This is a genomic window from Methanococcoides orientis (assembly GCF_021184045.1).
Lineage (GTDB): Archaea > Halobacteriota > Methanosarcinia > Methanosarcinales > Methanosarcinaceae > Methanococcoides > Methanococcoides orientis.
This window is the reverse complement of the sequence record NZ_CP073710.1, coordinates 2,016,870-2,041,810: the sequence shown is the minus strand read 5'-3', so window position 1 is coordinate 2,041,810 and position 24,941 is coordinate 2,016,870. Positions and strand designations below refer to the sequence as shown.

Here is a 24,941-nt window from a genome sequence, read left to right as displayed (position 1 = left end):
CAAAATGTCGAAAAATAGACAAGTATGTCGATATTATGAATGCCATCTATGACACATAAGGACCCGAGGAGATCGAATGAAGGGAATTAGTACTGAGACTGCTGATTTTTGAGATCGATCCTGGATGTTCTTGTGAGCATATTTGAGATATTTACAAAATAAGTAATGGACTGATAATAAATGTTTGATGAAAGTTTGATGTTAATTTTTATTGTGGTGGCTCTCGGACTATATGTATACTATTCCTATTCGCTGCAAAGGATCGCAGTAAAAACCAGCACGGAGAATGGCTGGATGGCATGGATACCCATCCTTAACGTTGTACTCATGTGCAGGATTGCAAGAAAGTCCCTGTGGTATTTTATTGGTATGCTGATCCCATATGTCAATATTCTTGTATTGATGTACATCTGGGGTGAAATTGCAGGCAACCTTGGCAGGTCGAAATGGCTAGGTGTCCTGATGATAGTACCTATAGCAAACCTTGCACTTCCGGGATATCTGGCGTTCTCGGAGTGATGGGATGATTGTATTTCATCTCACTTTTTTGAGTTTATTGAAAGAAGAACAGTGAAAACAGTGATCAGGTATTGAGCCTTTTGTCAGAAAGGCGATGAAGATAGAGATCAAAAAAAGAAAGAGGGAGAGGAATATGGTCTGTTCAGGCCCTTCCAAGCCTTCTGAGGATCTCCATCCTGTCCTCTTCTGTGAATGAATCGCCCTGGAATGTCTCGATACAGTTCTTCAGCAGGGTTACAGAGTAGGCTATGGATGGTCCGCCACCAAATGCAACTGCGACCATGCTGGCCTGAAGGATCTCCTCTTTTGTAGCTCCTGCTTCGAGGGAATTGAAGGAGTGGAGTGCAATACAATAAGGGCAGCGGTGGTAGAGAGCGATACCGATACTGATGAGCTCCTTTGTCTTGAAGTCGATTATGGATTCTTCATAAACACTTCCAAGCAGGTTCATGAATGCACCGGCCTGGGATGCCTGTACCTCGTTCTCTGCTGCGAAAGCTCCAAGTCCTTCTGTAAAGCCAAATAATAGTTCCTTTGGATCATCTGCCATTTTTATTCACCTTCTTGAAAGCATCAGTGATGCTCTGTGTATAGTTTTGGTTTTGTGCGGATTTGTGTGTTTTATGAATAACCGCACTTGCCAAGAGTGCATAATTGTAGATAAATGTTTTGATTTCGCTATCAGTAGGAAACTTCCTTCCGGTTTTGCCAAAGGCGTACACAAGGGTACTACAAAGGACATAGAAGAACAATTCGATAAGTAAATCTCAAAGTTAGAAGGTATGAACATCAACATTTGATCTGTTCCTAATATATTTTTCAAGGAAGCTGTCGATGATCTCTCTTTTATCTTCTCACTTTACTCTTGCCCGGAGAGATACATCTGCAATGCAAAAACAAAAATACCAACAAACTGATAAATTCACCAGACCAATTCAGCGTGGAGCAAGAATGAATAAATTAACACCTGCAATGAAACAGTACTATGATGCCAAGCAGCAACATAGCGATGCACTGATCTTCTTCAGGATGGGGGATTTCTATGAGTCCTTCGGGGAGGATGCAAAGACGATTGCGCAGGAACTTGAAATAACGCTGACCACGCGGGGTAAGGACAGGGATGGCGAGAAGATGCCCCTTGCAGGTATCCCCTATCATGCCATTGACAACTACCTCCCGCGTCTGATAAAAAAAGGCTACAAGGTAGCCATCTGTGAGCAGCTTGAGGACCCGAAGAAGGCAAAGGGTGTTGTCAAACGCGGGGTCGTCAGGGTCGTAACACCGGGCACTGCCATTGATAGTTCAATGTTCACAGATTCGTCCAACAATTATCTCATGTCCGTCTCAGGCGGGGACGGGAACTATGGGGTCTCATTCCTTGATGTATCCACAGGAGAGTTTCTGACAACCCAGTTCGCTGATGCACCTCCGTATGACAGGATAGCCAGCGAGGCTGCAAGGATGCGGCCATCGGAATGCATCCTGCCTCCTGAAATGTATTCTGACAGACATATCGCTGACAGGCTCAGCGAGCTCAAGATCGTGGTGCATGAGTTCGAGGAAGAGGCATTTGATATTGCGACCGCTGAAAAGAGGCTCAAGGAGCACTTCAAGGTCTCAACTCTTGAGGGTATGGGATGTGATGGTCTGCCATACGCAATATCATCTGCAGGGGCTGCCCTTGAGTATGCATTGATAACTCAGATGAGGGAACTCGGGCATGTTAGTGAGCTGAAGACTTATTCAGATTCTGAGTTCATGGTACTGGACTCCATCACCCTGAGAAACCTTGAGATCGTAAAGAACGTGCGCGGGGAAGGAAGCGATACTTCCATACTGAAAGTGCTGGATGATACCAAAACACCAATGGGAGGTAGGTTGCTCCAGAAATGGCTGTTAAAACCGCTTATCAATGTGGATGCCATCAATTATCGTCTCGATGCTGTGGAGGCGCTGGCAAACGGTACCATGATCCGGTTCGATGTCAGGTCCCATCTTTCTTTTGTAAAGGATATTGAGCGCCTTATTGGAAGGATCATGTATGGCAACTCCAATGCACGTGACCTTATTGCACTAAAACGGTCCCTTGAGTCAGTGCCTTTGCTAGTGGAAAGCCTTGGGGAAGATGACCTCTGCGAGATGCTTCAAAGCATCAGGGGTGGCCTTCTGGGATTTGATCAGCTTGACAGCCTCGTGGAGCTGATAGACAGTTCCATAGTGGAGGAGCCACCGGTAAGTGTCAGGGAAGGCGGCATGATAAAAGCAGGCTACGACGAGGTCCTGGACGAGCTCAAGGAGATGTCCAAAGGCGGTAAGTCATGGATAGCCTCATTCCAGCAGAAAGAGCGTGACAAAACCGGTATCAAATCGCTCAAAGTTGGTTATAACAAGGTATTCGGATACTACATCGAGGTCACAAAGGCGAACATCTCACAGGTCCCTGACGATTACATACGCAAGCAGACCATGACGAATGCGGAAAGGTTCTACACCCCGGAACTCAAGGAGTGGGAGAATGTTATCCTTTCTGCAGATGAGAAGATCACGGCGCTGGAGTACGAGATATTCTCAGATATCACTTCCAACGTTGCCTCCTATTCATCACAGTTGCAGACCATTGCAGGCCTGATAGGGCAGCTTGATTGTGTTACAAGCCTTGCAGAGGTCTCGGTGAACAATAATTTCGTCAGGCCCAACATCAGTTCTGATTGCAAGTTACTGATACGCGAGGGCAGGCACCCGGTGGTGGAGAGGTCGGTGCCCGGTGGATTCGTTCCCAATGATGCGGAAATGGATTGCGTGGAGAACCAGTTCCTTCTGATAACAGGACCCAACATGGCAGGGAAATCCACTTTCATGCGTCAGGTCTCACTAATAGTAATAATGGCACAGGCAGGTTCATTTGTGCCTGCTTCCCATGCATCCATTGGTATCGTGGACAGGGTGTTCACAAGGGTCGGGGCCTTTGATGACCTTGCAAGCGGGCAGAGTACTTTCATGGTGGAGATGGTGGAGCTTGCCAATATCCTGAACAACGCAACCCCGAAAAGCCTTGTACTGCTCGATGAGATCGGCAGGGGTACCAGCACCTACGACGGTTACAGCATTGCAAAAGCTGTGGTCGAGTATATTCATAACAAAGGACGAGTCGGTGTACGCTCACTTTTTGCCACACATTACCACCAGCTTACCAATATCTCATCCGACCTGAAAAGGGTGAAGAACTATCATATTGCAGTGAAAGAAGATGGCGATGACCTCGTATTTTTGCGCAAGATCGTTCCCGGGGCCACGGATAAAAGTTACGGAATACATGTTGCCCGGCTTGCGGGTGTACCGCACAAGGTGACCCAGAGGGCAAGGGAAATACTGCAGGATATTGAGGATGAAAGTTCCATCAGCAAGGAGAGCAGTTCAAAGGGTGGCAAAAAAAGAAGGTCGGCACAATACACTCAGCTCATGCTCTTCGATCCGGAGGGTTCATCACCTGTTGAAAAGGATCCTGTGGTCGAGGAACTTGAAAGACTTGACGTCAACAACATGACACCTATGGATGCTTTGAACAAGCTCTGTGAACTTCAGAAGCGAGCGGGAAAGAACGCGGAGGAATAAAATGACAGAAGAGGGCTCAAAATCAAGCAGCAGGATCCATGTGCTGGATGATGCTACCATTAACAAGATAGCTGCAGGTGAGGTCGTGGAGCGTCCAGCATCTGTGGTGAAAGAGCTTCTGGATAATTCCATTGACTCTGGTGCTACCGAAATTCGAGTGGAAGTGAAGGGGGCTGGAACGGAACTCATCACGGTTACCGACAATGGGAAAGGCATGTCCCGGGAGGACTCTACCCTTGCGTTCACGAAGCATGCCACCAGCAAGATACTACACATCGACGATCTCGAAAAAGTGCTCACCCTGGGTTTCAGGGGTGAGGCTCTCTCTTCCATTGCAGCGGTTGCAAAAGTGTACCTGACAACTCGTGAAAAAGACAGCATTTCCGGAACAAAGGTGGTGGTCAGCGGCGGGTCAATAGAGAACGTGTTGGAAGTTGGTGCTGCACCTGGCACCACGATTGCGGTAGAGTCATTGTTCTATAATACACCGGCCAGAAAGAAGTACCTGAAAAGCATGCGTACCGAGCTTGCACACATCACTGATGTTGTTACAAGACATGCTTTTGGTCATCCTGAGATCTCGTTTACTCTTATAAGTGATGGCAAGGTGCTGGTACGCTCCCCTACATCGGGTGACATTTTCGACAGCATCGTCTACCTGCTTGGAAGTGAATCCGCAAAGAAGCTGATTCCTGTTGAATTCAAGTCGGATATAGTGAAAATATCCGGTTACATCTCAAAACCTGAGCTTAGCCGCAGCGGGACAGACCTGCAATACTTTTTCATAAACGGCAGAGGCATATCCTCAAAGAGTATCAGCAATGCGGTGAGGCTTGGTTATTACAATCTTATACCAAAGGGTCGTTTCCCTGCAGCTGTCCTTGATCTTGAACTGGACCTCAGTGAGGTGGATGTCAATGTTCATCCTGCAAAAAGGTATGTGAGGATGAGCCATGAGCGCGAGGTCTGCGATGCAGTCACTCTTGCTGTGGAAAATGCATTGAAGGTCGAGCAGTTGGTGCCTGAGATAAGCCTGCCGGAGAAAAAGCCGGTACAAGCCGTTTTTGTGGAAAATGCCAGAGAGATACCGGAAGAAAAACTGGTAGATACATCTAAAGCTGAAGTTCAAGTTCCTCAAGAGAAGGTTGAACTGGAGGTTCCTATTCCTGAGAAAAAGATCTCACCGTTGATAAAGGAAGAGGAAGAAACCTATCATTTCACTGCCAGGGATACGGAAAAGCGCCTGAAACATTCTGAAAGGGTGTTGTCAAAGACCCCAAAGAAACCTGAAAGAGCACCTACAGGCCTTGATAAGGCAAGAATAGTAGGTCAGGTCAATGAGCTATATATTATAGTGGAGCTGGAGGATGGTCTTGTCATAGTTGACCAGCATGCTGCGCATGAGCGGGTAATGTATGAGCAGATCTGTGATATCAGCAGTTCCGGCTGGCAGGAGCTTATAACACCTGTTACGCTTGACCTCACATCCAAGGAAAAGGTGCTGCTTGAGGAGTACATACCCTATCTTGAGGAAATGGGCTTTGCAATATCCGAATTTGGTCCTAACAGCTACGTGGTCACTACTGTTCCGGCACTTCTTGGAAAGATGGAGAGCGCTGAGCTGATCCATGATATTATAATAGACCTGCTTTCCACAGGCAGGGTAAAAAATGATACCGGGATGTTCGATAACCTCTGCAAGACCATGGCATGCCGTGCAGCGATAAAAGCGGGGGCCGGTTGCAGCATGGGGCAAATGGAGAGCCTTCTGAAGCAGCTGGATATGGCAGAGAATCCATACACCTGTCCGCATGGTCGACCGACCATGATATCTTTTAGCCGGGTAGAACTTGATAAACTGTTCAAAAGGACAGGATAAGTTTGCTGGGTTGTCGGTAACTTTTATAACTATAAGATATTGAATAACTGACAATGTCAATTATCGATCCTGTTAACAAATCAAAGATCCCGGAAGAGTGGATCAATAAATCAACAATGCCCCGCGCTGAGCTTGAAGAGGGTATAAAGAGCGGGATGCTGGTGGTGCTTAGTGATGGTTCAGTGCTCCAGAGGGGTTATACCACAGGAACCACTGCTACCGTTGCGGTCAAAGCAGCTGTCCTGTCACTCAGGAAGGATGTGGACAAGGTCTCAGTTCCCACACCTGTAGGACTTCGTGCAGTCATGGATGTAAAGGCAAAAGATGGCTATGCTGTTGCTGTTAAACTGAAAAACGACCATGAGTCCGACATCACCCGTGGCCTTGAGTTCGAGGCAAGGGCAGTTGAATCCGATAAGATCAATATCACTGCTGGTGAGGGCATAGGTATCGTCACAAGAGGCGGCCTGCAGTCCAAAAAAGGCTATCCTGCTATCAACCCGAAACCAATGCAGCAGATAAAGGATGCAGTTGCAGAGGCTGTGGAAGAGATCGGTATCAAAGGCGTTGATGTGGAACTATCCCTTCCAAGAGGTGCTGAGATCGCAAAGCAGACCCTGAACAGTCGTATAGGTGTCGAGGGTGGTATATCAATTCTCGGGACCACAGGTTTTGTTGAACCTTGGAACGATCACCTTGGTGAAATGAAGAGTGATCTTGTACGTGAAGCTTCAAAGGTCGTTCTTACTACCGGTCGAATAGGTATTCGTTATTCTACAATGCTGTTCCCTGACTATACGGTGGTTCTTGCAGGAAGTCGCATCTCCGAATTCTTGGATTCTACCACCGGTGAGGTAGCTATTTGTGGCCTGCCTGGCCTGGTCCTTAAATGGGGAGATCCCGATATGCTCAAGGACAGCGGCTTTGCAACTGTCTCTGAAATGATCGAGGTGGAACCTGAAGGTGAACACATCAAACGTGCGTTTGCCAAGACGGTTGAGAAAGGCAAAGGCGCTCGAATTGTTGTAGTGGACAGAGATGGCACCGTCCTTATGGACAGCGGTGAGAAAAAATGATAATCGCAGGGGTCGGCGTCGGACCGAACATGCTGACATTGGAAGCCATCGAAGCTATACGCAACGCATCGGTGGTCTATGGTTCGAAGCGCTCCCTTGAGATCGCTGAACCTTACATTGAGTGTGAGGCAAAGATAATCAAGAATTACAAGGCCTTGCACGAGCTGCCTGATGATGCAGTAGTGCTTTCCACGGGCGACCCTATGTTCTCCGGGCTTGGCAAGTTTGCCACTGAAGGGGATCGGATCATCCCGGGTATCTCTTCCATTCAGGTCGCATGTTCCCGATTGGGTGTCAGCCTCTCGAACATAACTGCAATAACGGCACATGGACGTGACCCTGCACCTGCAAAGAAGGCATTTATCCAGGAGATCGAACTGGGGAAGGATATTTTCATGCTTCCTGCTGATACTTTTGGTGTTGCAGAGGTTGCTGAGGTGCTGAAAGAAATGGGTGTTGATGCAAAACTCTATGTCTGCGAGAACTTCGGTTATCCTGAGGAGCGTATTGCAGGCGGAACAGTGGATGAACCACCACAGGCAGAATCAGTTCTTCATTGTGTTGTAGTTGTAAGGAAATAATTGATTAATTTCAATTGTTTTATCTTCTAATTCTTTCTATTTTTGATAACAATGGCAAAATCCTTTAAATAATATTATCTGTGAAGGTAACACAATTAACCTTAACCTATTTATACAAAGTTTTCATTGTAGGTGTAGCTAAATCAAGTAATATTGATTTAAATGTATAATTCATTTAGGGATATAATTTATTATAAATCAGGAATGGAGTAATAAAATGCATATATTTGAGGGATTTTTACCATCACCATGGTGGCAACTGTGGTTTGTGTTCTCTATACCAGTAATTTTCTTTGGTATCTACAGGTTGAACAAACTTGTAGCTGAAAAGCGCGAACTATTGCCTTTACTGGCAGTAGCGGGAGCATTCGTCTTTGTACTTTCATCTTTGAAAATGCCATCTGTTACGGGTAGTTCTTCACATCCAACAGGAACAGGAATGGCAGCTATCCTTTTTGGTCCTGCAATTGCAGCGGTCCTGAGTACAATAGTACTGCTTTACCAGTCAATCTTCCTTGCACACGGTGGGCTTACAACACTTGGTGCAAATGTTGCATCAATGGGCATCATTGGCCCGGTTGCAGCATATGTCATCTATAAAGCAGGAATGAAAGCTAACATCAACTTCTATGTGGTCGTTTTCCTCGCTGCCACATTCGCAGACTGGATCACTTATGTTGTAACATCTGTTGAGCTTGCTTTAGCTTTCCCGGCGGAGGTTGGTGGATTTGCAACATCACTGAAAGCGTTCCTGCTGGTATTCGCAACAACCCAGGTTCCTCTGGCTATCATGGAAGGTGCACTGACAGCTCTTATCTTCAAGTATGTGATACAAGTAAAGAGCGATGCACTTGTAGAACTCAATGTTATTTCAGAATCAGTCCTTAATAAGATAAAGGGGGCTAACCAATGAAAGGTGAAGCAATATTTGCAGTAATAGCCATTTTGTTCGTAGCATCATTCTTCTATGGAATGGCAGCAAATCCGGACTCAGAGTTTGGTGGTGCTGACGGTCAGGCAGAAGATGTCATCGCTGAGATAACAGACGGTGAATACGAAGAGTGGACAGGTGATTCATGGGTCAACTCTGTAAAGTTCGAACCTCCTGGAGGAGAAACCGAGAGCTTACTCTTTGCACTTCAGGCTGCTATCGGAGCATTGGTTCTGGGTTACTTCTTTGGATATTACAAAGGCAAAGGACAGTCTGAATAAGATTGTCTATTTGATCGTCAATCCCTATAGTGATCCTTATTAAGGATCACTCTTTTTTATGTTGTTGTTCCTAATGATACTGAATCAAAGTAATAAAAACGAAATTAACGGCGTGAACACAATATGACGAACATTCTTGATGACTATGCCCTGGTAAGTCCGTTAAGGTATCGAAACAACTGGCTTAAACTCGCTATCATTACTTTTGGACTTTTAATGGGAGTCTCTTCGCAGTCCTTTATCCTTCCTTTTACTGTAGCTTTATGCATGAGTTTTGCAACGGTTCATTTTGGTAAGATACCTGTAAGGTTTTATCTGAAGATCCTGTCTGCTCCAGCTGTGTTTGTTATCTTAAGTGTTATCATCATAGCATTTTTCTTTGGTTCCGGAACTGAACTTTTTGGATTCAATGTTTTTAGTTACAGATTTGGTATAAACACAGGTGGACTTGATATGGCATTGCTGGTATTTTCAAGGACACTTAGCGGTATGTCATGCCTGTTTTTCCTTGCACTTACAACGCCTATGGTAGAATTGTTCTCAGTTCTAAAGGCTACAAAGTTGCCTGATTCTTTAATTGAGCTATCCATGATGATGTATCGTTACATCTTTGTTTTTCTTGAGGTTGCATGGGGTATCAGGTATGCACAGTCCGTAAGGCTTGGCTATAAGGACTGGAGAACCGGTCTTAATTCACTTGCCATGCTTGCAACAACTCTTTTCATAAGATCATGGGAACAGGGAGAAAAGATCTTCATTTCTATGAGTGCACGTTGTTATGATGGGAGAATACTCTTCTTTGAGGAAAAAAGACCCGTCAGGGCAACTGAATTGTTACTCACAGGTACCTACTTTTCTGCAATTCTGCTGATATGGTATCTGACCAATGATATTTCTATATTCTAAAGGTCTCTGAGGAAAAAATAATGATATTGGAAACAAAAGGCTTGAAATATTCCTACCATGATGGGACCCAGGCTGTGAAAGGCGTTGATATAAAAATAAAAAAAGGTAAAAAAATTGCCTTTGTCGGAAAGAACGGTTCCGGTAAATCAACACTTTTCATGCTGTTGAACGGTACTCTCAAACCTAAAGAAGGCGCGGTATATTTCCATGGCAAACCCATGGAATATGATGCAAAGTCCTTGCGTGAGGTGCGAAAAAGTGTGGGTATCGTCTTCCAGAACTCGGATGACCAGATATTTGCTCCTACGGTCTATCAGGATGTAGGTTTTGGTCCCACTAATCTTGGTTATTCAAAAGAGGAAGTTGAAGAGAAGGTCAATCATACCCTCGAATATATCGGTATAACCGAATTCAAGGACAAACCCCCTCACCATTTGAGCGGAGGACAGAAAAAAAGGGTTGCAATTGCAGGTGTTTGCTCGATGGACCCCGAGGTTATGATCCTTGACGAACCGTTAGCGAATCTCGATCCTGTTGGTGCAGATGAGATCCTCGATCTTCTGAATGAACTTAATCACAATGGTACCACCATGATAATTTCAACTCATGATGTGGAACTTGCCTATAGCTGGGCAGATTATGTTTATTTCATGACAGAGGGGAACATAATAGGAGAAGGGTTGCCTGAAGATGTTTTTAGAGATGCTGACCTTCTGAGGAAAGCATATCTGAGACAGCCTCGCACACTGGAAATATATGGTGAACTTGAAAGAAGGAACCTTGCAATTCGTAACAGGTTCCCTACAAGTGTTCCTGAACTGGTAAATTCCTTCAAGCCTCCTGAGTTGATGTGGATAGAAGTATCACCTGATGTAAAGGAAGGCGATATCATCAATCTCGGTGTCATGCACGGAGAATATGCTCTCTACAGTCCTTATGAAGCGGTCAATGCAAAGGTCCTGCATATCCACCCCGAAGGACATGCTATTGCAGAAATGACAAGGCATGGTATCAAATCCGGAGGGATTGTCATCTATAATACTGATCTGTATGACGAGGAATCTTTCCGTAAAGTTGTCGCTGAAGAAGATATTGACAGCATCGGTGCAATGGGTAAAAAGAGCAAGACGCTTGCTGAAAATAACCTTATTGATCTTCAGATAACTTCCGGTGTAATTGATAAGTCCATACTGATGGCACTTTGTGGTAAGAGATCTCTAATACTGACCTCAGGCGGAATGATACAGCATGCTGTGAAACGTATCGATGAATATGCCGAGAACAGCGGAATAGCAATTCAAATGTCTCTTGCAAATGCCGAAAGGGATGAACTGGACCTTTAAGGTCCCTTCTTTTCTCTATTTCATTCTTTTTTACTTTCTATTTTTTTCATTTTGGCTTGGTTCTAGCTGTAGCTTTCTGGATATAATTAATGATACAACTAATATTTGTAGGATGAAATGAATAATTTACATGGGTATTTCCCACGCATTATAGCTTCAAGGGGAGGAAAGCTGTGAAAGATGCTGGAAATGAAGATTGTGTACAATGTGGCCGATCCTTTTCTGAAAGTTGTAACGAGAAGTTGATAGAACGGGTTATGACAAAAGATGTTGTAACGATCCATGAGGATTATCCGTTAGATGAGATCCTGGAAATTTTTAGCAAACATCATTTTCATACATATCCTGTGGTGAATGACAATTATGAACTTGTGGGCATAATCAATCAGGATGTAATGCTTCGTATCCTTCTTGTGGAGAGAACTCCAAGACTGGATCACACACATCATGCTGCAGTGGTAGCCCAGGGTGGGACAGCAAAGGACATAATGATCCCTCATCCGGTATCGATGTCTTCAGATGAGCCTCTTTGTGAGGCAGCTGACATGATGCTCAAACACAAGATGGACCGTGTCTGTGTTGTTGAAGATGGGAAGCTTGTAGGTATCATATGCAAACCCGATATCCTTAAAGAGGTATACAAGTTAAGAGGGTATGAGTAATGGAAGTCCTCTTCTCTATACTGATGATCCTTCTTCTGGCAAAGGTCTTTGGTGAACTGTTCGAAAGAGTTGGCTTTCCTTCCATCCTTGGTGAATTGCTTTCCGGTGTGGTGCTTGGGATATTTCTGATACATCAGGAATCAGAGATAATCACATTCCTTGCTGAAATGGGAGCAATTTTCCTTTTGTTCACGGCAGGATATAAGGAAGTTCATCTTCGCGACCTGACAGCATCATCCAAAAAAGCATTAATAGCAAGTGTATGCCAGGTCTTTGTAGCCTTTTTTGCAGGCTTCCTGATGGGTATGTACTTCCAGTTCAGTACTCTGGTGAGTGTCTTTATGGGAGTGGCGTTCAGTCCTACCAGCATCGGAGTAGTTGTCAGGACATTGATCGATATAGATTACCTGTCGAGCGAGCCCGGTTCCATGATGCTGACCTCATCTATCTTCGATGATATCATCGGCATATTTCTCCTCTCCATTGTGGTTACCATGGCAACATATGACCAGTTCCCCTCTGTTGTGCAAATATTGTTCATAATGTCAAAGATAGTTGCTTTTTTGGTAATAATGCTCATTTTTAGGGGAAAGGTCTTCCCTGTGCTTTTTGCCTACGTACATAAAATGCACATTAAGGAGTCCATCTTTGCATTTGTGATAATGGTGGCTCTCTTTTCTGCCTATCTTGCGGAGGTCTTTGGTCTTCATGCTGTGATAGGTGCCTTCATTGGCGGGGTAATGATATCTGATATCTCCCATGCGAAGATCGAGCATGTGCAAAGTAAGGTTACAGGGATTGCATACGGTATTTTTGTACCGATCTTTTTCGCCTTCATAGGACTGTCCGTAAATATTGCCACTTTACAAACGGTTGGTCTGTTCTCTGTAGCTGTGGTCTTTCTGGCTCTTGCCGGCAAGCTGGTTGGTGGGTTTGCAGGGGGCCGACTTATCGGATTTGACAATTATGACAGCCTGATATTCGGGGTAGGTGTAATGCCAAGGGCGGGAGTGGAGCTGGTTTTGATATCTATCGGAAAGGAACTGGGTATCATAGGCGATGATATCTTTTCAGCCATTGTCCTGATGGTTGCAGTATCTATTTTCGTATCACCTGTACTTTTGAAAATGGCGATTAAGTCTAAGGAGAGAACAAAATCGATCAATACTTAAACTCACTAAACTAATAATAAATTATAAAGTGTTAACTTAATGGGGATAGTACATGGAATCTAATATATCAGGCAAAAATGAAATCAGTGGTTCTAAAAGTGCATTGGGTAAGGTGCTTGACAGAAAAGAAACACTTGAAAAAATAATAGATAACAGTCCGGTCATTGCTTTTCTATGGACGGCGAACGACGCTCCCGAGGAAAAATGGCCTGTGGAATATGTTTCAGGCAACGTAAGTCTTCTTGGTTACACAGTAGAGGACTTCGTTTCCGGTCGTCTTCTTTATGGCGATATAGTTCATCCTGATGACCTGAAGATGGTGGAAGAAGCTCTGAAACAGCGTTGCAGGCAGGGTGCAGATTTCTTTGACCAGGAATACAGGATCATTTTGAAATCCGGGGATGTGCGCTGGGTCGATGAGAGGACATATATCCAGCGTGATGAGGCTGGTAACGTGACCAATTACCAGGGTACTATTTTTGATATAACAGAACAGAAGTACAATGACCTGGCCTTTGAGGAAGTACTGAGGAGACAAAGGTCTCTGGAAGACATCATTAACAATAGCTCTACCATGGTGTTCCTGTGGAGGGCTGAGGAATTCTGGCCTGCTGATTATGCTTCTGAGAACGTTTCAAAGCTTGGTTATTCAGCTGAGGATTTCGTGCTTGGTCGTATTGTTTATGGTGACCTTGTCCATCCGGATGATTATGAGATGGTAAAGGACACACTTGCGGAGAAGTGTGAGGATGGCAGCGATAACTATACCCAGGAATATCGTGTGGTAACAAAAGATGGGAAGTTATTGTGGGTAGATGAGAAGACCTTCATTATGAGGGACAAAACTGGAAATCCAACTCACTTCCAGGGAATTGTTCAGGATATCACAAAACAGAAAGAAAGTGAGATCGCACTCAAAGTTGCACTGGAAAAGCAGGCTGAACTGCTGGACAGGAAGCAAGCACTCGAGACGATCGTTAACCACAGTCCTGTGGTCGCTTTCCTCTGGAAGGCAGGTTCGGATGATGAAAAAGAGCTCTGGCCTGTTGAATTTGTTTCAGATAACATAACCCAGTTCGGATATACTGTTGATGATTTCCTATCCGGTGAGCTTCTTTATGGTAACATAATCAATCCTGAGGACCTGCCTGCGGTGCAGATGGAACTTTCGGACATCTGCAGTGAAGGTGGAAAGGTCTTTGTTAAGGAATATCGGATAAGAACAAAGTCGGGAGAAGAGCGATGGGTGGAAGAGCAGACCTTTGTCCAGCGCAACGATGAAGGAGTTGTGACCGACTATCAGGGTGTTATCCAGGATATTACGGAACGCAAGGAAAGAGGGTGCTAACTTAAAATATCCAAAGGTAAAAAGAGATAGCAGATATTAAAAATGCAAAAGGGCGAAGTCAGTAATCGACTTCGTACCTGAATTCGAACTCTACACTGTAGTCAAGGAAGAAAGCTTTTGTTGGTTCGACCTTTATTATCCTGTTATCAGGGTTCTTTGGCATATCTTTTGCAAATGGGTATTTTCCATAACTAATTGGAAATAGGTTTGTATTTCATCTTCGTCAGTGACAAAGGATGCCTTTCCTTCCATTTGTACGCCTGTTATGTTGAACACATCGTTGACACCATCCCCGGTGAATGCAACTGAAGGGTTCTTTTCTATATTCTGGTATTTTCTTGTGTCTTTGTCTGTTCCCATGTAGACAACAGGACTGACCGTACCAAGAATGATCAATCAATTTCATTAATGGCAAAAAAAGATGGCATGTTAAGTTATTTAGTTTCACTTAAAGAAATTTCGAAGTTAAAAGTCCAGATCTTTCTGATAATTCTGGTGGCAAATTAAGAAATACTATTGTAACATATTTTATTCTGAGTGGGTTTACTGATGGATTATGAAAATGCTGATATTGATTTTGTTCTTGCAGACCTGAACACTTCAAGAGAGGGCCTTTCAGAAGAAGAAGCAGCAAACAGGCTGCTTGAATATGGTTTTAATGAACTGGAAGAAAAAACAAAAGTAACTCCTCTTAAGGTTTTGATGAGGCAGTTCGCGAATTTCATTGTCTGGGTACTTCTGGCAGCAGCCATTATCTCATTAACAATAGATGAGGTTGTGAACTTCTGGGTAATTGTAATCATAATTGCTTTTGTTGTAGTTCTTGGCTTTGTTCAGGAGTTCAAGGCCGAGAAAGCCATGGAAGCTCTTAAGAAAATGGTCCAGCCGGTAACCCATGTTGTAAGGGGTGGGGTTGTGATCGAGATTCCCACAAGGAATGTTGTTGTGGGGGACATAATGGTCCTTGAAACCGGTGACAAGATCGCAGCTGATGGTTTTGTGTTTGAGGTTCAGGGTTTGAAGATGGATGAATCCGCCATTACCGGGGAGAGCATGTCTGTAGAAAAAGGACCCGGTGACCTTCTCTTTTCAGGCACACAGATAGTCCGTGGAAAATGCAGGGCTGTTGTCACTGCTGTGGGTATGCAGAGCAGGCTTGGAATGATCGCAGGCATGATACAGGAGAACGAGGCCCGTACACCTCTTCAGGAAAAGATAGCTGACCTTGCCAAAAGTCTTGCTATTATTGCCCTTGTTGCATCAGGTCTCACTTTTATGTTTGGTTACTTTACTGGTGCACCCACCGAAGAGATGCTGATAATAGCTCTTGCACTGGCAGTGGCAGCGGTTCCCGAAGGTCTGCCTCTGACCATGACCATCACACTGGCATATGGCATGCATCGAATGGCAAAACATAATGCAATAATCAGGAAGATGCTTGGTGTTGAGACCCTTGGGTCCACAACGGTGATATGTACTGATAAGACCGGAACTCTGACAAAGAACGAGATGACCGTCCAGAAGATATTCGCTGGTGGTGAGTTCTTTGATCTTACCGGTGTGGGATACGACCCGGAGGGTTCCCTGTCAAAGGATGATGGGGATGTGGAGGTTGAGAAGAACCCCACTCTTGGTATGCTGTTAAAGGCAGCAGCATTATGCAACAATTCCTCCATGGTCCAGCGGCAGGGCAGGTGGGATGTGGTAGGTGACCCTACTGAAATCTCATTGATCGTTGCGGCTTCGAAAGCCGATATCTGGAAAGATGACCTGGATTCTGAGTATGAAAAACTGCATGAGATCATGTTCACTTCCGAGAGGAAGCTCATGACTACCATCCATAAGACCGATGAAGGAAGGATGGCTTTCTGTAAAGGTGCACCAGAATTTGTTCTTGAAAAATGTATATCCATTGAAAGGGATGATGGTATCCATGACCTGAACGATGATGATCTGGTCAGGATATTAGATAAGAACACCGAGCTTGCACGTTCTGCATATCGTGTGCTTGGAATATCATACAGGAACCTTCCTGAAGGCTTGCCTGTAGAGGACTCCGAGAACAAGTTGATATTCCTTGGGCTTGTGGCCATGATCGATCCTGAACGGAAAGAGGCGAAGGATGCGATAGTCCTTTGCAATCAGGCAGGTATCAGGGTCGTGATGATAACCGGGGACAATGAGGAAACTGCAAAGGCTATCGGGAAGAAGATCGGGCTGTCTGCTGATTATGATGGTACTGTGGATCAGATGAACGGTAAGCTAAGGCACATTATAGATGATGGTGCTATAACAGGAAGTGAACTCCTGTCCCTCAATGATGAGGAATTCGATTCTGTGGTTGAAGGTGTTAGTGTCTATGCAAGGGTCATGCCTGAACAAAAGCTCAGGATCGTGGAGGCACTGCAGAACCGGGGTCATGTCGTTGCAATGACCGGGGATGGTGTCAACGATGCACCGGCACTGAAGAAAGCTGATATCGGTATCTCCATGGGAATTAAAGGTACTGATGTTGCAAAAGAATCCAGCCTGATGGTCTTGCAGGATGATAATTTCGAGACAATAGTGGAAGCTGTAAAACGCGGTCGTGGTATTTATGAGAACATTGAGAAGTTCACAACCTATCTGGTATCAAGGAACTTTACCGAGGTAATTCTCATTTTACTGGGAATAACGCTTCTGGGATTTGACCTGATCCCACTTCTGGCGTTGCAGATATTGTTCATCAATATGTTCGATGAGATCATGCCTGCAATTGCACTCGGTCTTGATCCGGTAAGGGATGAAGTGATGTACGAAAAACCCCGCAAACCAGGTGAGAGGATACTCAAGAAAAGAAACCTGTTGCTGGTGGTCAGTATTGCTTTGGTCATGGGTCTGGTATGCTTCCTTGTATTCCTGTTCTCCGATCCGGCGGATAACATCGAAAGAGCACGTACCATGACCTTTGCGACCATCGTCAGTATGATACTTTTCATCCCATTCGTGTTCAGGTCACTGACAAGATCAGCCTTTAGTGTTGGTCTTTTCACTAACAAGTTGATGCTTTTAGGTGTAGCCAGCACATTCCTGTTGACATTGACAGTAATGTATGTTCCATTTCTTGGGAATCTATTTGAGCTCGTAGCTCTTGGTCCGGCTGAATGGGTCGTTCCTATCTCCGCAGCGTTTGCAACACTCTTTATTGCTGAAGCAATAAAGAAAATACTGGCAAGTAGTGGAATATGAATTAGAGTAAACCTAATATATATCGCTGATCAATGTAAAACGTGCTTATAAAAGGCATTTAGAATTTTAATTGGTGAAGTAAAATGAACTACAGATGTTCCGTATGTCAAGGAAGGATGAATCGCTGGAGATATCCTACTATCAAAAGACACGATAATTTTGGTCGCCAGCTTGTGATCTACAAGTGTATAGACTGTGGTAACGAAGAGACCTATCCTGATCTCTGATCTTTCCGTAGGTATTTTACAGGCATCTTTAAGACTATCTTTCAAGATGCCCGTGTATTTCTTTTATATTACTATAATGCCCTGATATTTATCAGAATGAGGATGGGGCATATACTTCTTCGTGTGGGTGTATAACAAAACCTTCTGAAGTAATGTCATATGGATGTAGCTTTTTGCTATGGTCTGAACCACGCATCTTGAAGACCTCAATAGTGCGAGTGCGGACCGTTTCACGCATGTCGTAATGAAGCACGAAGGTACCATCTGTTACGAAGGTCTCTACACCAAACCTCGAAGGCTCCTTTTCATTTACTATCTCACATGTCATCAGTGAGGTAAGTCCTATAACTTCCAGGGTCGTACTGAGCTTGAGAAGTTCCACACGAATCTTTCCCGGATCGTGCAGGTAGAAACTGATGGAAGTTGTAGAGTCTATAAGAGCTCTTTTTGCATTGATCTCTTCCTGAGCGGCAATTATCTGGTCCATCATCGAGCGAGTGTCAAAGGGCCTGACATCGACATATTTTTCTTGTGATGGAATGCCGATCTTGGTGGAACATGCATCGATGATGATAAGTTTACCTTCATCTTCCAGTGCCTGAAGGTCCCATCCGAATTTGAGTACGTTTTCCCTGATCTGTTCCGGTCTCTCTTCTGTTGCGACGATAATACCGTTCTCACCGTATTTTGTAATACCATTATATATGTACTGGACGGAAAAGTTTGTTTTTCCCGCACCTGATGTACCTGATATAAGGTATGTACGATCGCGGATAATTCCTCCTCCACAAAGTTCATCAAATCCGGGAATGCCGGTCTTGACCCTGTTCATTTCATCTTCCATTGATATCTCTTCAGAGGCTGACCCTTCGAACATTATATTTTCACTCCTCATTATATTAGTGTGCACTTAGTTTGAGACCATTATCTGCCAACTATGGGGCACATTTGAATTATTATAGTAATTATATGACACAACAGGTTTCACTGTTATTATAATAATAATTAACACGCTGTACATATAAATTTATTGAGGATAGCTGCATATTACAGCATTGTCATAATAACGAGAAAGATGATGTTCACAATATCGACAATCTACGAATTATAGTAGGTGATTTTTGAGCATTTTATATTAAATCCCCTGGATAATCATCGACATTTACCGTTATTTGCATCGATATTTACCTTTGCATTGCGATAAATGTCTTAAATGAGACCACAAAAGATTTAATAGGCAATTAACTTATTAGACAGTTGTAATCCAATATGACGGGATTAAGAGGGTGATTATGTCTCCTTCGGCAATGAACGAAACTTCGTGCTTTGTCTGGAGGACTGATACACGTTAATACGTTTATCTTGATTCTCACTCTTTAATATATTTAAAATAATGGAGGAAAATAATGAAAAGATTTACAGCAATCGCATTAGCTGCTCTTATGGTACTGAGCTTTGTATCAGTAGCAAGCGCAGCAGATTCTGTCGAAGTGCGCGGTGAAGTGACCGGCGCTGATAACTTCGAATGGAATGCTACCAACTTCGCTGGTTTCTGGATCGATCTGGATACCGGTGACTTCTCTGAACACTTTATTCTCACTGTGTCTGACAATGAGATTCCTGGTGAAGGTATCTACTATTACGCAGAGCCAATACCAGAACAGACAACTGAGTTCGCATTTGTGACCGAAGATAATGCTTCTGAAGACTTCATGTACACCAAGATCGGCTTCCTTGCTGAGGAGTATGTTGTAGTCAAAGAAGATGAAGAAAGTGACGCAAGCGTAGACACACTCTCCAAGATCCTTATGGATGATGACGAGAGCTACACCATGAGAACCGGCGAGTCCCTTGAGCTTGCTGAGGGCTATGCACTCACACCAAAGCAGATCGATGTTGATGGTAACAAGGTCTGGCTCGAGCTTACCAAGGACGGCGACTTTGTCGAAGACAAGATCATCAGCACATCCGAATCTGCAGACAATGACAAGACCTGGTACTTCCAGATGGATCTTGGCGACAAGGAAGACGTAAATGTCATTCTTATCAAGGTCGATGAAGTCTTCCAGGGTCAGGTCGACAGCCTCGCTGTTATCGAGGGTATCTTCCAGATTTCTGATGACCCAGTAATTGTCGAAACTGACGACGAGTTCGGAGAACTTGAAGTTACTTCCGTAACTGATATGATTGAAATGTATAACGATGCGGACAACGAACTTGACATGCCAGAGGACGACACTCTTGCAATCACTGACACCCTTGGTATCAGAGGAAACGAGGAAGGTCCAACTCTCTGGTATCTCTACACTGAGTACACAGAGCCTGGAACCTATGAGATTCGCAGTTCCCTTAATGATAATGTGAACATGATGTGGGATGCTTCAAGCTTTGCTGGTTTCTGGTATGATATTGATGCTGATGTATCCTCTGAGAAATTGTTCCTCAATGTAACTGGCGATGAGAACGAAACCATCGCTGATGGCGCTATCGTTTACAGGGCAGAACCACAGGGAGATCAGACCACTGAGTTCGCATTTGTGAAAGAAGATGATGCTGAGGCATCCTTCAACTACACCAAGATCGGCTTCCTTGCTGAGGAGTATGTTGTAGTCAAAGAAGATGAAGAAAGTGACGCAAGCGTAGACACACTCTCTAAGATCCTTATGGATGATGACGAGAGCTACACCATGAGAACCGGCGAGTCCCTTGAGCTTGCTGAGGGCTATGCACTCACACCAAAGCAGATCGATGTTGATGGTAACAAGGTCTGGCTTGAGATCACCAAGGACGGCGATTTTGTCGAAGATAAGATTATCAGTACTGTAGTATCTGATGACACTGACGACAGTGACAAGACCTGGTACTTCCAGATGGACCTTGGCGACAAAGAAGACGTAAATGTCATTCTTGTCAAGGTAGATGAAGTCTTCCAGGGTCAGGTTGACAGCCTCTGTGTTATCGAAGGTATCTTCCAGATCTCTGATGACCCAGTAATCGTTGAAGTAGACGATGAGTTCGGAGAACTTGTTGTAATGAGTGTAACTGATATGATTGAAATGGTCAATGATGACAATGAGCTTGACATGCCAGATGATGACACTCTTGCAATCACTGACACCCTTGGTATCAGGGCAAACGAAGGTACAACCCTTTGGTACATCTACACCGAAGCAACCGTCGATGGTGAAGCTCCAGTAGTAGAAGAGCCTGAAGATGAAGTCGAAGAGCCTGTAGTCGAAGAGCCTGTTGTTGACGAGAATGTAACAGAGCCTGTTGTTGACGAGAATGTAACAGAGCCTGTTGTTGAAGAACCTGTTGAAGATGAGGGCGACGAAGAGCCAGTACCTGGCTTTGAAGCAGTCTTCGCAATTGCAGGTCTCCTTGCAGTAGCATACTTCGTCAGAAGAAACTAAATAACTAAAATCTAAGAAGGGTGCAAACCCTTCTATCTTTTCTTTTTTTTGTCAGACTTTTCGATAATTTAAAATACCTATAAGCTTATTGTATCTCATTCAAATTTACAAAAATGAGGTCTTTAAGATGAAAATGAAGGTATTGATGATTTCTCTCATTGCACTGTTGCTTGTTGCAATGTCAGGATGTACAGAACCGGCTGAGCCGGAAGATCCCGTAACAACTGTTAACCTTAGTGTTGATGGGGTAGTGCTGGAAAATATTCCTGAAGGTTTCGAATACCTTGGTGCTCGTTCCCTTGAAGTCGAAGATATAAAAGCAGACTATGCGGATGTATCTGGTATCGTTCAGGCTTCTGAAGGTATATATCAGCTTGATTTTGTGGACTATTTCATTACAGCTATTGAGCTTGAAAGTAATGATGCTGCAGAACAGTTTACAACTACCTACAAGGCTGGTTTCCCGGATCTTGTAATTGAGGGATTTGTAGAAGAATCGTTCAATGGACATGATGCAACACTTATCACAAAGCACATTACACTAAACGGCAAACAGGTCCCACGCTATCACTACGTATGGACCAATGAGAACTTCGTGTTCCTTGTCAAAGGTAACACCAATGACAGCATGACCGTATTAGATCTTGCCAAAGCGACCGGATTCTGATCCGGTCATTTTTTAAAAAGTTTAAGAGATAACGCAATCAATCGATACACTTTAATACCACTATGTCCATTTAGGTGCTGCAATGCCCGGATAGCCTAGTTGGTTGGGGCGCCAGACTCATAGGGACTTTTAACCGAGCGTCCAAATCTCCTGAGAAATCTGGAGGTCGCGTGTTCGAGTCACGCTCCGGGCACTTTGCCTTTCATTGATCTTGTTTTATTTGTTTTTGCTGTCAGTATTGTTTTTTGTTCTGTTCTTGACAACAAAGCATATATTATGCCTTCACATTAAGTAGTTCCATGAATTTCCAGATCCTGGATGCAGATTATTTCCGTGAAGATGACCGACCTGTAGTACGTCTTTTTGGCAGGTCTGACGATGGGAAGAGCGTCTGCTGTCTTGTTCCGGGATTTGAGCCTTACTTTTATCTTAGTGCATCAGGGGATCTCCAGAAGCTGGGTCAGACAATAAAGGACAGGTTCGATGTCGTAAAGGATATTGAAGTGGTCGAGAGATTCGAGCCTATAGGCTACCAGGAAACAAAACAACCCATGCTAAAGGTCACCACATTCGATCCGCGCAATGTTCCTGAGATAAGGGATGAAGTAGCAGGGATGCTGGGTGTGAGGGAGATCTATGAAACGGATATCCTGTTCAGGAACAGGTTCCTTATAGACAAGGGCTTCAAAGGCATGGGATGGGTGTCCGCAGGAGATGGTGCCGATGTATCCGGAAAAGGTGATCTGCTCTGCGACCATGTCATGAGGTCTTCAGAGTTGACCGAAGTTGACAGGATCGCCAACGCACCATTGAAGTATATGGCCTTTGATATTGAATGCCTGCCTCATGACGGTGGTATGCCTACGCCGGATGTTTCTCCCATCATTATGGTAAGTTTTGCCTTTGAGCCGGCTTACAAGGGCCACAGTACCATTATACTGGTCAAGAAAGATGTAGAGGGTGTTGACGATGATGTCGAGATGTTCTCGGAAGAAGCTGACCTTCTTAACCGGTTCTTTGAGATCATTACGGAATACGATCCTGACGTTATCACTGGCTATAACATCAATGATTTTGATGTCCCTTATATCGTTGACAGGGTGAACACCCTGAACGAATCTGGTGCCGGTATAAAACCGGTTGTCGGAAGGGATTCAAGGCAGTTAAGCTATCGCAAGATCATAAGCCGCACAATGGTATCGATACCCGGAAGGGTGGTCGTGGATGCGCTTCCTCTTATCAGGCAACAGTTCAGCCTGAAAAGGTATACTCTGCGTAATGTTTCAAAGGAACTGCTTGACAGGGAAAAACTGGACGTTGCACCAGCTGATATGGAAGAGCACTGGAACGATTCCGGTGAGAAACTCCTGAAGTTCATAGATTATTCCAGACGTGACTCCGAGCTTGCCCTTGAGCTTTTGCTTGAGCTCAAGCTTCTGGACAAATATATTGCTTTATCAAGGGTCAGTGGTATTCTGCTTCAGGATACTGTCAGTGGCGGACAGACCAATATGGTGGAACATATCCTGATGACCGAGTTTGGTAAACAGGGTAGGGTAATGTCCACAAAACCGGATGATGAAACTTCAGCTTTCAGGCGTAAGCAGAATGAGAGCCTTAAAGGAGGCGCTGTCCTTGAGCCGGAGAAAGGGCTGCATGAGAATGTCATCGTCATGGACTACAAATCCCTTTATCCTACAATTATGATGGCTCACAACCTCTGCTATACGACCGTTGTGAAGCCGGGAACATATGCTGATGAAGATATTATCAGGTCCCCCTCAAAGGGAGAGTTCGTTAAGCCCGAAATATTCAAAGGTATTGTACCCTCGGTTCTGGAATATTTACTTGACCAGAGGACCAAAACAAAGCAATTAATGAAAAAGGCGAGCGATGAAGGTGAATATCGTGTTCTTGATGCAACACAGCTTGCTCTGAAGATACTTCTCAACAGTTTCTATGGTTATTCAGGTTATGCCCGTGCAAGGCTTTACAGTCTCCAGATGGCTAATTCTGTGACGAGTATAGGCAGAGGCAACATTGCAAGGACCGAGGACATTGTCTGCAACAGGATTGGCAGGATAATTCTCAGGGATAATATGGCTTATCTGACAGATGAGGCCGGTGATCTCAGGGAGACTGATAAGGTTGTAAAACTCTCTGTAGCTTACGGTGATACGGACAGTGTTTTTGTTCATTGTAAGAACGATTGTGACGAAGAGTTCTCAGAAGGCGAGTTCTCTCTTGAAGATTCTGCATTGGTGGGTAGAAAGGTTGCAAGCATTGTCACAGCATCATTGCCAGATCCCATGGAACTCGAATTTGAGGCAGCTGCAAAGCGTGTTCTTCTGATAGCCAAGAAAAGATATGCACAGTGGATATTTGAGCCAACCAATGATGGCTGGAAAGATTCGATAAAAGTAAAGGGACTTGAAACTGTGCGCAGGGACTGGTGTGAGCTAACATCCAAGATGCTTAACAGGGTGCTGGAACTTGTGCTAAAAGAAGGTGACATTGACGGTTCTGTGAGCCATGTAAGGGAACTTGTCGACAGGGTGCGCAATCTGGATGTGCAAAAGGATGCTGATATTGTTGAGGACCTTGTGCTTACAAAGAGTTTCTCCAAGTCTCCTTCAAGCTACAAGAACAAACAACCTCATCTTACCGTGGTGGAGAACATAGAGAGGCGTACAGGCATTCGCCCGCCTATTGGTGAGAGGATACCATTTGTTATCACTGCAGGGAAAGGTCTTTTCGTAGACCGGGCAGAGGATCCTGAATATGTGCGTGAGCACAATATAACCTTGGATGTGGATTATTACATACAGAAGCAGATGCTACCTCCTGTAGAGCGCATTCTTGGTGTCTTTGGGGTTGATATGGCTACTCTGAATCATGATTCAAAACAAAAAGGGCTCTTTGATTTTGACACCTCTCCTGAAGAAAAGGTTGAAACTGTAAGAAGGACCTGTAGGGGAACCGAAGCATCTGCTCAACAGGTGGATCAGAAAACACAGAGTTCCCTCTTTGATTTTTAAATTTAGAAAATTGGGCTAAAAATAACTTTAAAATAGGTTTAAAATAAGTTTGGATTTG

The 24,941-nt window shown here is 44.3% G+C and carries 20 protein-coding genes and 1 tRNA gene; 18 read left to right on the top strand and 3 right to left on the bottom strand.

Features of this window, described 5'->3' with window-relative positions; all coding sequences use genetic code 11:
* The first annotated feature begins 294 nt into the window (after positions 1-294).
* The gene (locus J7W08_RS09920; protein ID WP_233084313.1) at positions 295-519 is read left to right on the top strand and encodes a DUF5684 domain-containing protein; all 225 of its coding nucleotides are present in this window, start codon (positions 295-297) and stop codon (positions 517-519) included.
* Positions 520-661: 142 nt separating this feature from the next.
* On the opposite strand, the gene J7W08_RS09915 is transcribed toward J7W08_RS09920, so the two are convergent.
* Positions 662-1,069, bottom strand: coding sequence for a carboxymuconolactone decarboxylase family protein (locus J7W08_RS09915; protein WP_233084312.1), 408 nt, complete (start codon positions 1,067-1,069; stop codon positions 662-664).
* A 401-nt stretch (positions 1,070-1,470) separates the two neighbouring features.
* Between J7W08_RS09915 and mutS the strand changes: the two genes are divergently transcribed.
* From mutS to J7W08_RS09860, 11 genes are all read left to right on the top strand, one after another.
* Positions 1,471-4,131, top strand: coding sequence for a DNA mismatch repair protein MutS (gene mutS, locus J7W08_RS09910; protein WP_233084311.1), 2,661 nt, complete (start codon positions 1,471-1,473; stop codon positions 4,129-4,131).
* Position 4,132: 1 nt separating this feature from the next.
* On the top strand, positions 4,133-6,010 hold the full coding sequence (mutL, locus tag J7W08_RS09905) for a DNA mismatch repair endonuclease MutL (protein WP_233084310.1): 1,878 nt from the start codon (positions 4,133-4,135) through the stop codon (positions 6,008-6,010).
* A gap of 59 nt (positions 6,011-6,069) precedes the next feature.
* Entirely contained in the window at positions 6,070-7,086 is a 1,017-nt protein-coding gene (locus J7W08_RS09900) for a cobalt-precorrin-5B (C(1))-methyltransferase (RefSeq protein ID WP_233085760.1), read from the top strand.
* Positions 7,083-7,667, top strand: a complete 585-nt coding sequence (locus J7W08_RS09895) for a cobalt-precorrin-7 (C(5))-methyltransferase (protein ID WP_233084309.1) — start codon at positions 7,083-7,085, stop codon at positions 7,665-7,667. Before J7W08_RS09900 ends, J7W08_RS09895 begins: the two co-directional genes overlap by 4 nt.
* A 217-nt stretch (positions 7,668-7,884) precedes the next feature.
* On the top strand, positions 7,885-8,580 hold the full coding sequence (locus J7W08_RS09890) for an energy-coupling factor ABC transporter permease (protein ID WP_233084308.1): 696 nt from the start codon (positions 7,885-7,887) through the stop codon (positions 8,578-8,580).
* A complete protein-coding gene (locus tag J7W08_RS09885) occupies positions 8,577-8,879 on the top strand; it encodes an energy-coupling factor ABC transporter substrate-binding protein (protein ID WP_233084307.1) in 303 nt (100 codons plus the stop codon). Before J7W08_RS09890 ends, J7W08_RS09885 begins: the two co-directional genes overlap by 4 nt.
* A 123-nt stretch (positions 8,880-9,002) precedes the next feature.
* Complete coding sequence (gene cbiQ / locus J7W08_RS09880) at positions 9,003-9,785, top strand: cobalt ECF transporter T component CbiQ (RefSeq protein ID WP_233084306.1); 783 nt, start codon at positions 9,003-9,005, stop codon at positions 9,783-9,785.
* Positions 9,786-9,802: 17 nt separating this feature from the next.
* Positions 9,803-11,128, top strand: a complete 1,326-nt coding sequence (locus J7W08_RS09875) for an energy-coupling factor ABC transporter ATP-binding protein (protein WP_233085759.1) — start codon at positions 9,803-9,805, stop codon at positions 11,126-11,128.
* Positions 11,129-11,301: 173 nt separating this feature from the next.
* Positions 11,302-11,790, top strand: a complete 489-nt coding sequence (locus tag J7W08_RS09870; RefSeq protein ID WP_233084305.1) for a CBS domain-containing protein — start codon at positions 11,302-11,304, stop codon at positions 11,788-11,790.
* Positions 11,790-12,962, top strand: a complete 1,173-nt coding sequence (locus J7W08_RS09865; protein WP_233084304.1) for a cation:proton antiporter — start codon at positions 11,790-11,792, stop codon at positions 12,960-12,962. Before J7W08_RS09870 ends, J7W08_RS09865 begins: the two co-directional genes overlap by 1 nt.
* Before the next feature lie 52 nt (positions 12,963-13,014).
* Positions 13,015-14,310 (top strand): PAS domain-containing protein, encoded by a 1,296-nt coding sequence (locus J7W08_RS09860; protein ID WP_233084303.1) that lies wholly within the window; start codon positions 13,015-13,017, stop codon positions 14,308-14,310.
* Between the two features lie 135 nt (positions 14,311-14,445).
* Here the strand turns inward: J7W08_RS09860 and J7W08_RS09855 are convergent, their stop codons facing one another.
* Complete coding sequence (locus tag J7W08_RS09855) at positions 14,446-14,706, bottom strand: pyridoxamine 5'-phosphate oxidase family protein (protein WP_233084302.1); 261 nt, start codon at positions 14,704-14,706, stop codon at positions 14,446-14,448.
* Between the two features lie 153 nt (positions 14,707-14,859).
* Here J7W08_RS09855 and J7W08_RS09850 point away from each other — a divergent pair, with 153 nt between their 5' ends.
* Together J7W08_RS09850 and J7W08_RS09845 are read left to right on the top strand one after the other, a co-directional pair.
* On the top strand, positions 14,860-17,538 hold the full coding sequence (locus J7W08_RS09850; protein ID WP_233084301.1) for a cation-translocating P-type ATPase: 2,679 nt from the start codon (positions 14,860-14,862) through the stop codon (positions 17,536-17,538).
* Positions 17,539-17,621: 83 nt separating this feature from the next.
* A complete protein-coding gene (locus J7W08_RS09845) occupies positions 17,622-17,765 on the top strand; it encodes a hypothetical protein (protein WP_233084300.1) in 144 nt (47 codons plus the stop codon).
* 91 nt (positions 17,766-17,856) lie between these two features.
* Here J7W08_RS09845 and J7W08_RS09840 read toward each other — a convergent pair whose 3' ends face one another.
* Complete coding sequence (locus tag J7W08_RS09840) at positions 17,857-18,642, bottom strand: ATPase domain-containing protein (RefSeq protein WP_233084299.1); 786 nt, start codon at positions 18,640-18,642, stop codon at positions 17,857-17,859.
* Between the two features lie 529 nt (positions 18,643-19,171).
* Here J7W08_RS09840 and J7W08_RS09835 point away from each other — a divergent pair.
* The 4 genes from J7W08_RS09835 (at position 19,172) to J7W08_RS09820 (ending at position 24,883) form a co-directional block, all read left to right on the top strand.
* Positions 19,172-21,178 carry an MA0829/MM1976 family S-layer protein gene (locus tag J7W08_RS09835; protein WP_233084298.1) on the top strand — a complete coding sequence of 669 codons (2,007 nt, stop codon included), beginning with the start codon at positions 19,172-19,174 and terminating at the stop codon, positions 21,176-21,178.
* A 127-nt stretch (positions 21,179-21,305) separates the two neighbouring features.
* Positions 21,306-21,845: a hypothetical protein gene (locus J7W08_RS09830; RefSeq protein WP_233084297.1), complete on the top strand. Its 540-nt coding sequence runs from the start codon at positions 21,306-21,308 to the stop codon at positions 21,843-21,845.
* Between the two features lie 84 nt (positions 21,846-21,929).
* Positions 21,930-22,038, top strand: a tRNA-Met gene (locus J7W08_RS09825).
* A gap of 106 nt (positions 22,039-22,144) precedes the next feature.
* Complete coding sequence (locus tag J7W08_RS09820) at positions 22,145-24,883, top strand: DNA polymerase I (protein WP_233084296.1); 2,739 nt, start codon at positions 22,145-22,147, stop codon at positions 24,881-24,883.
* Positions 24,884-24,941 lie beyond the last annotated feature (58 nt).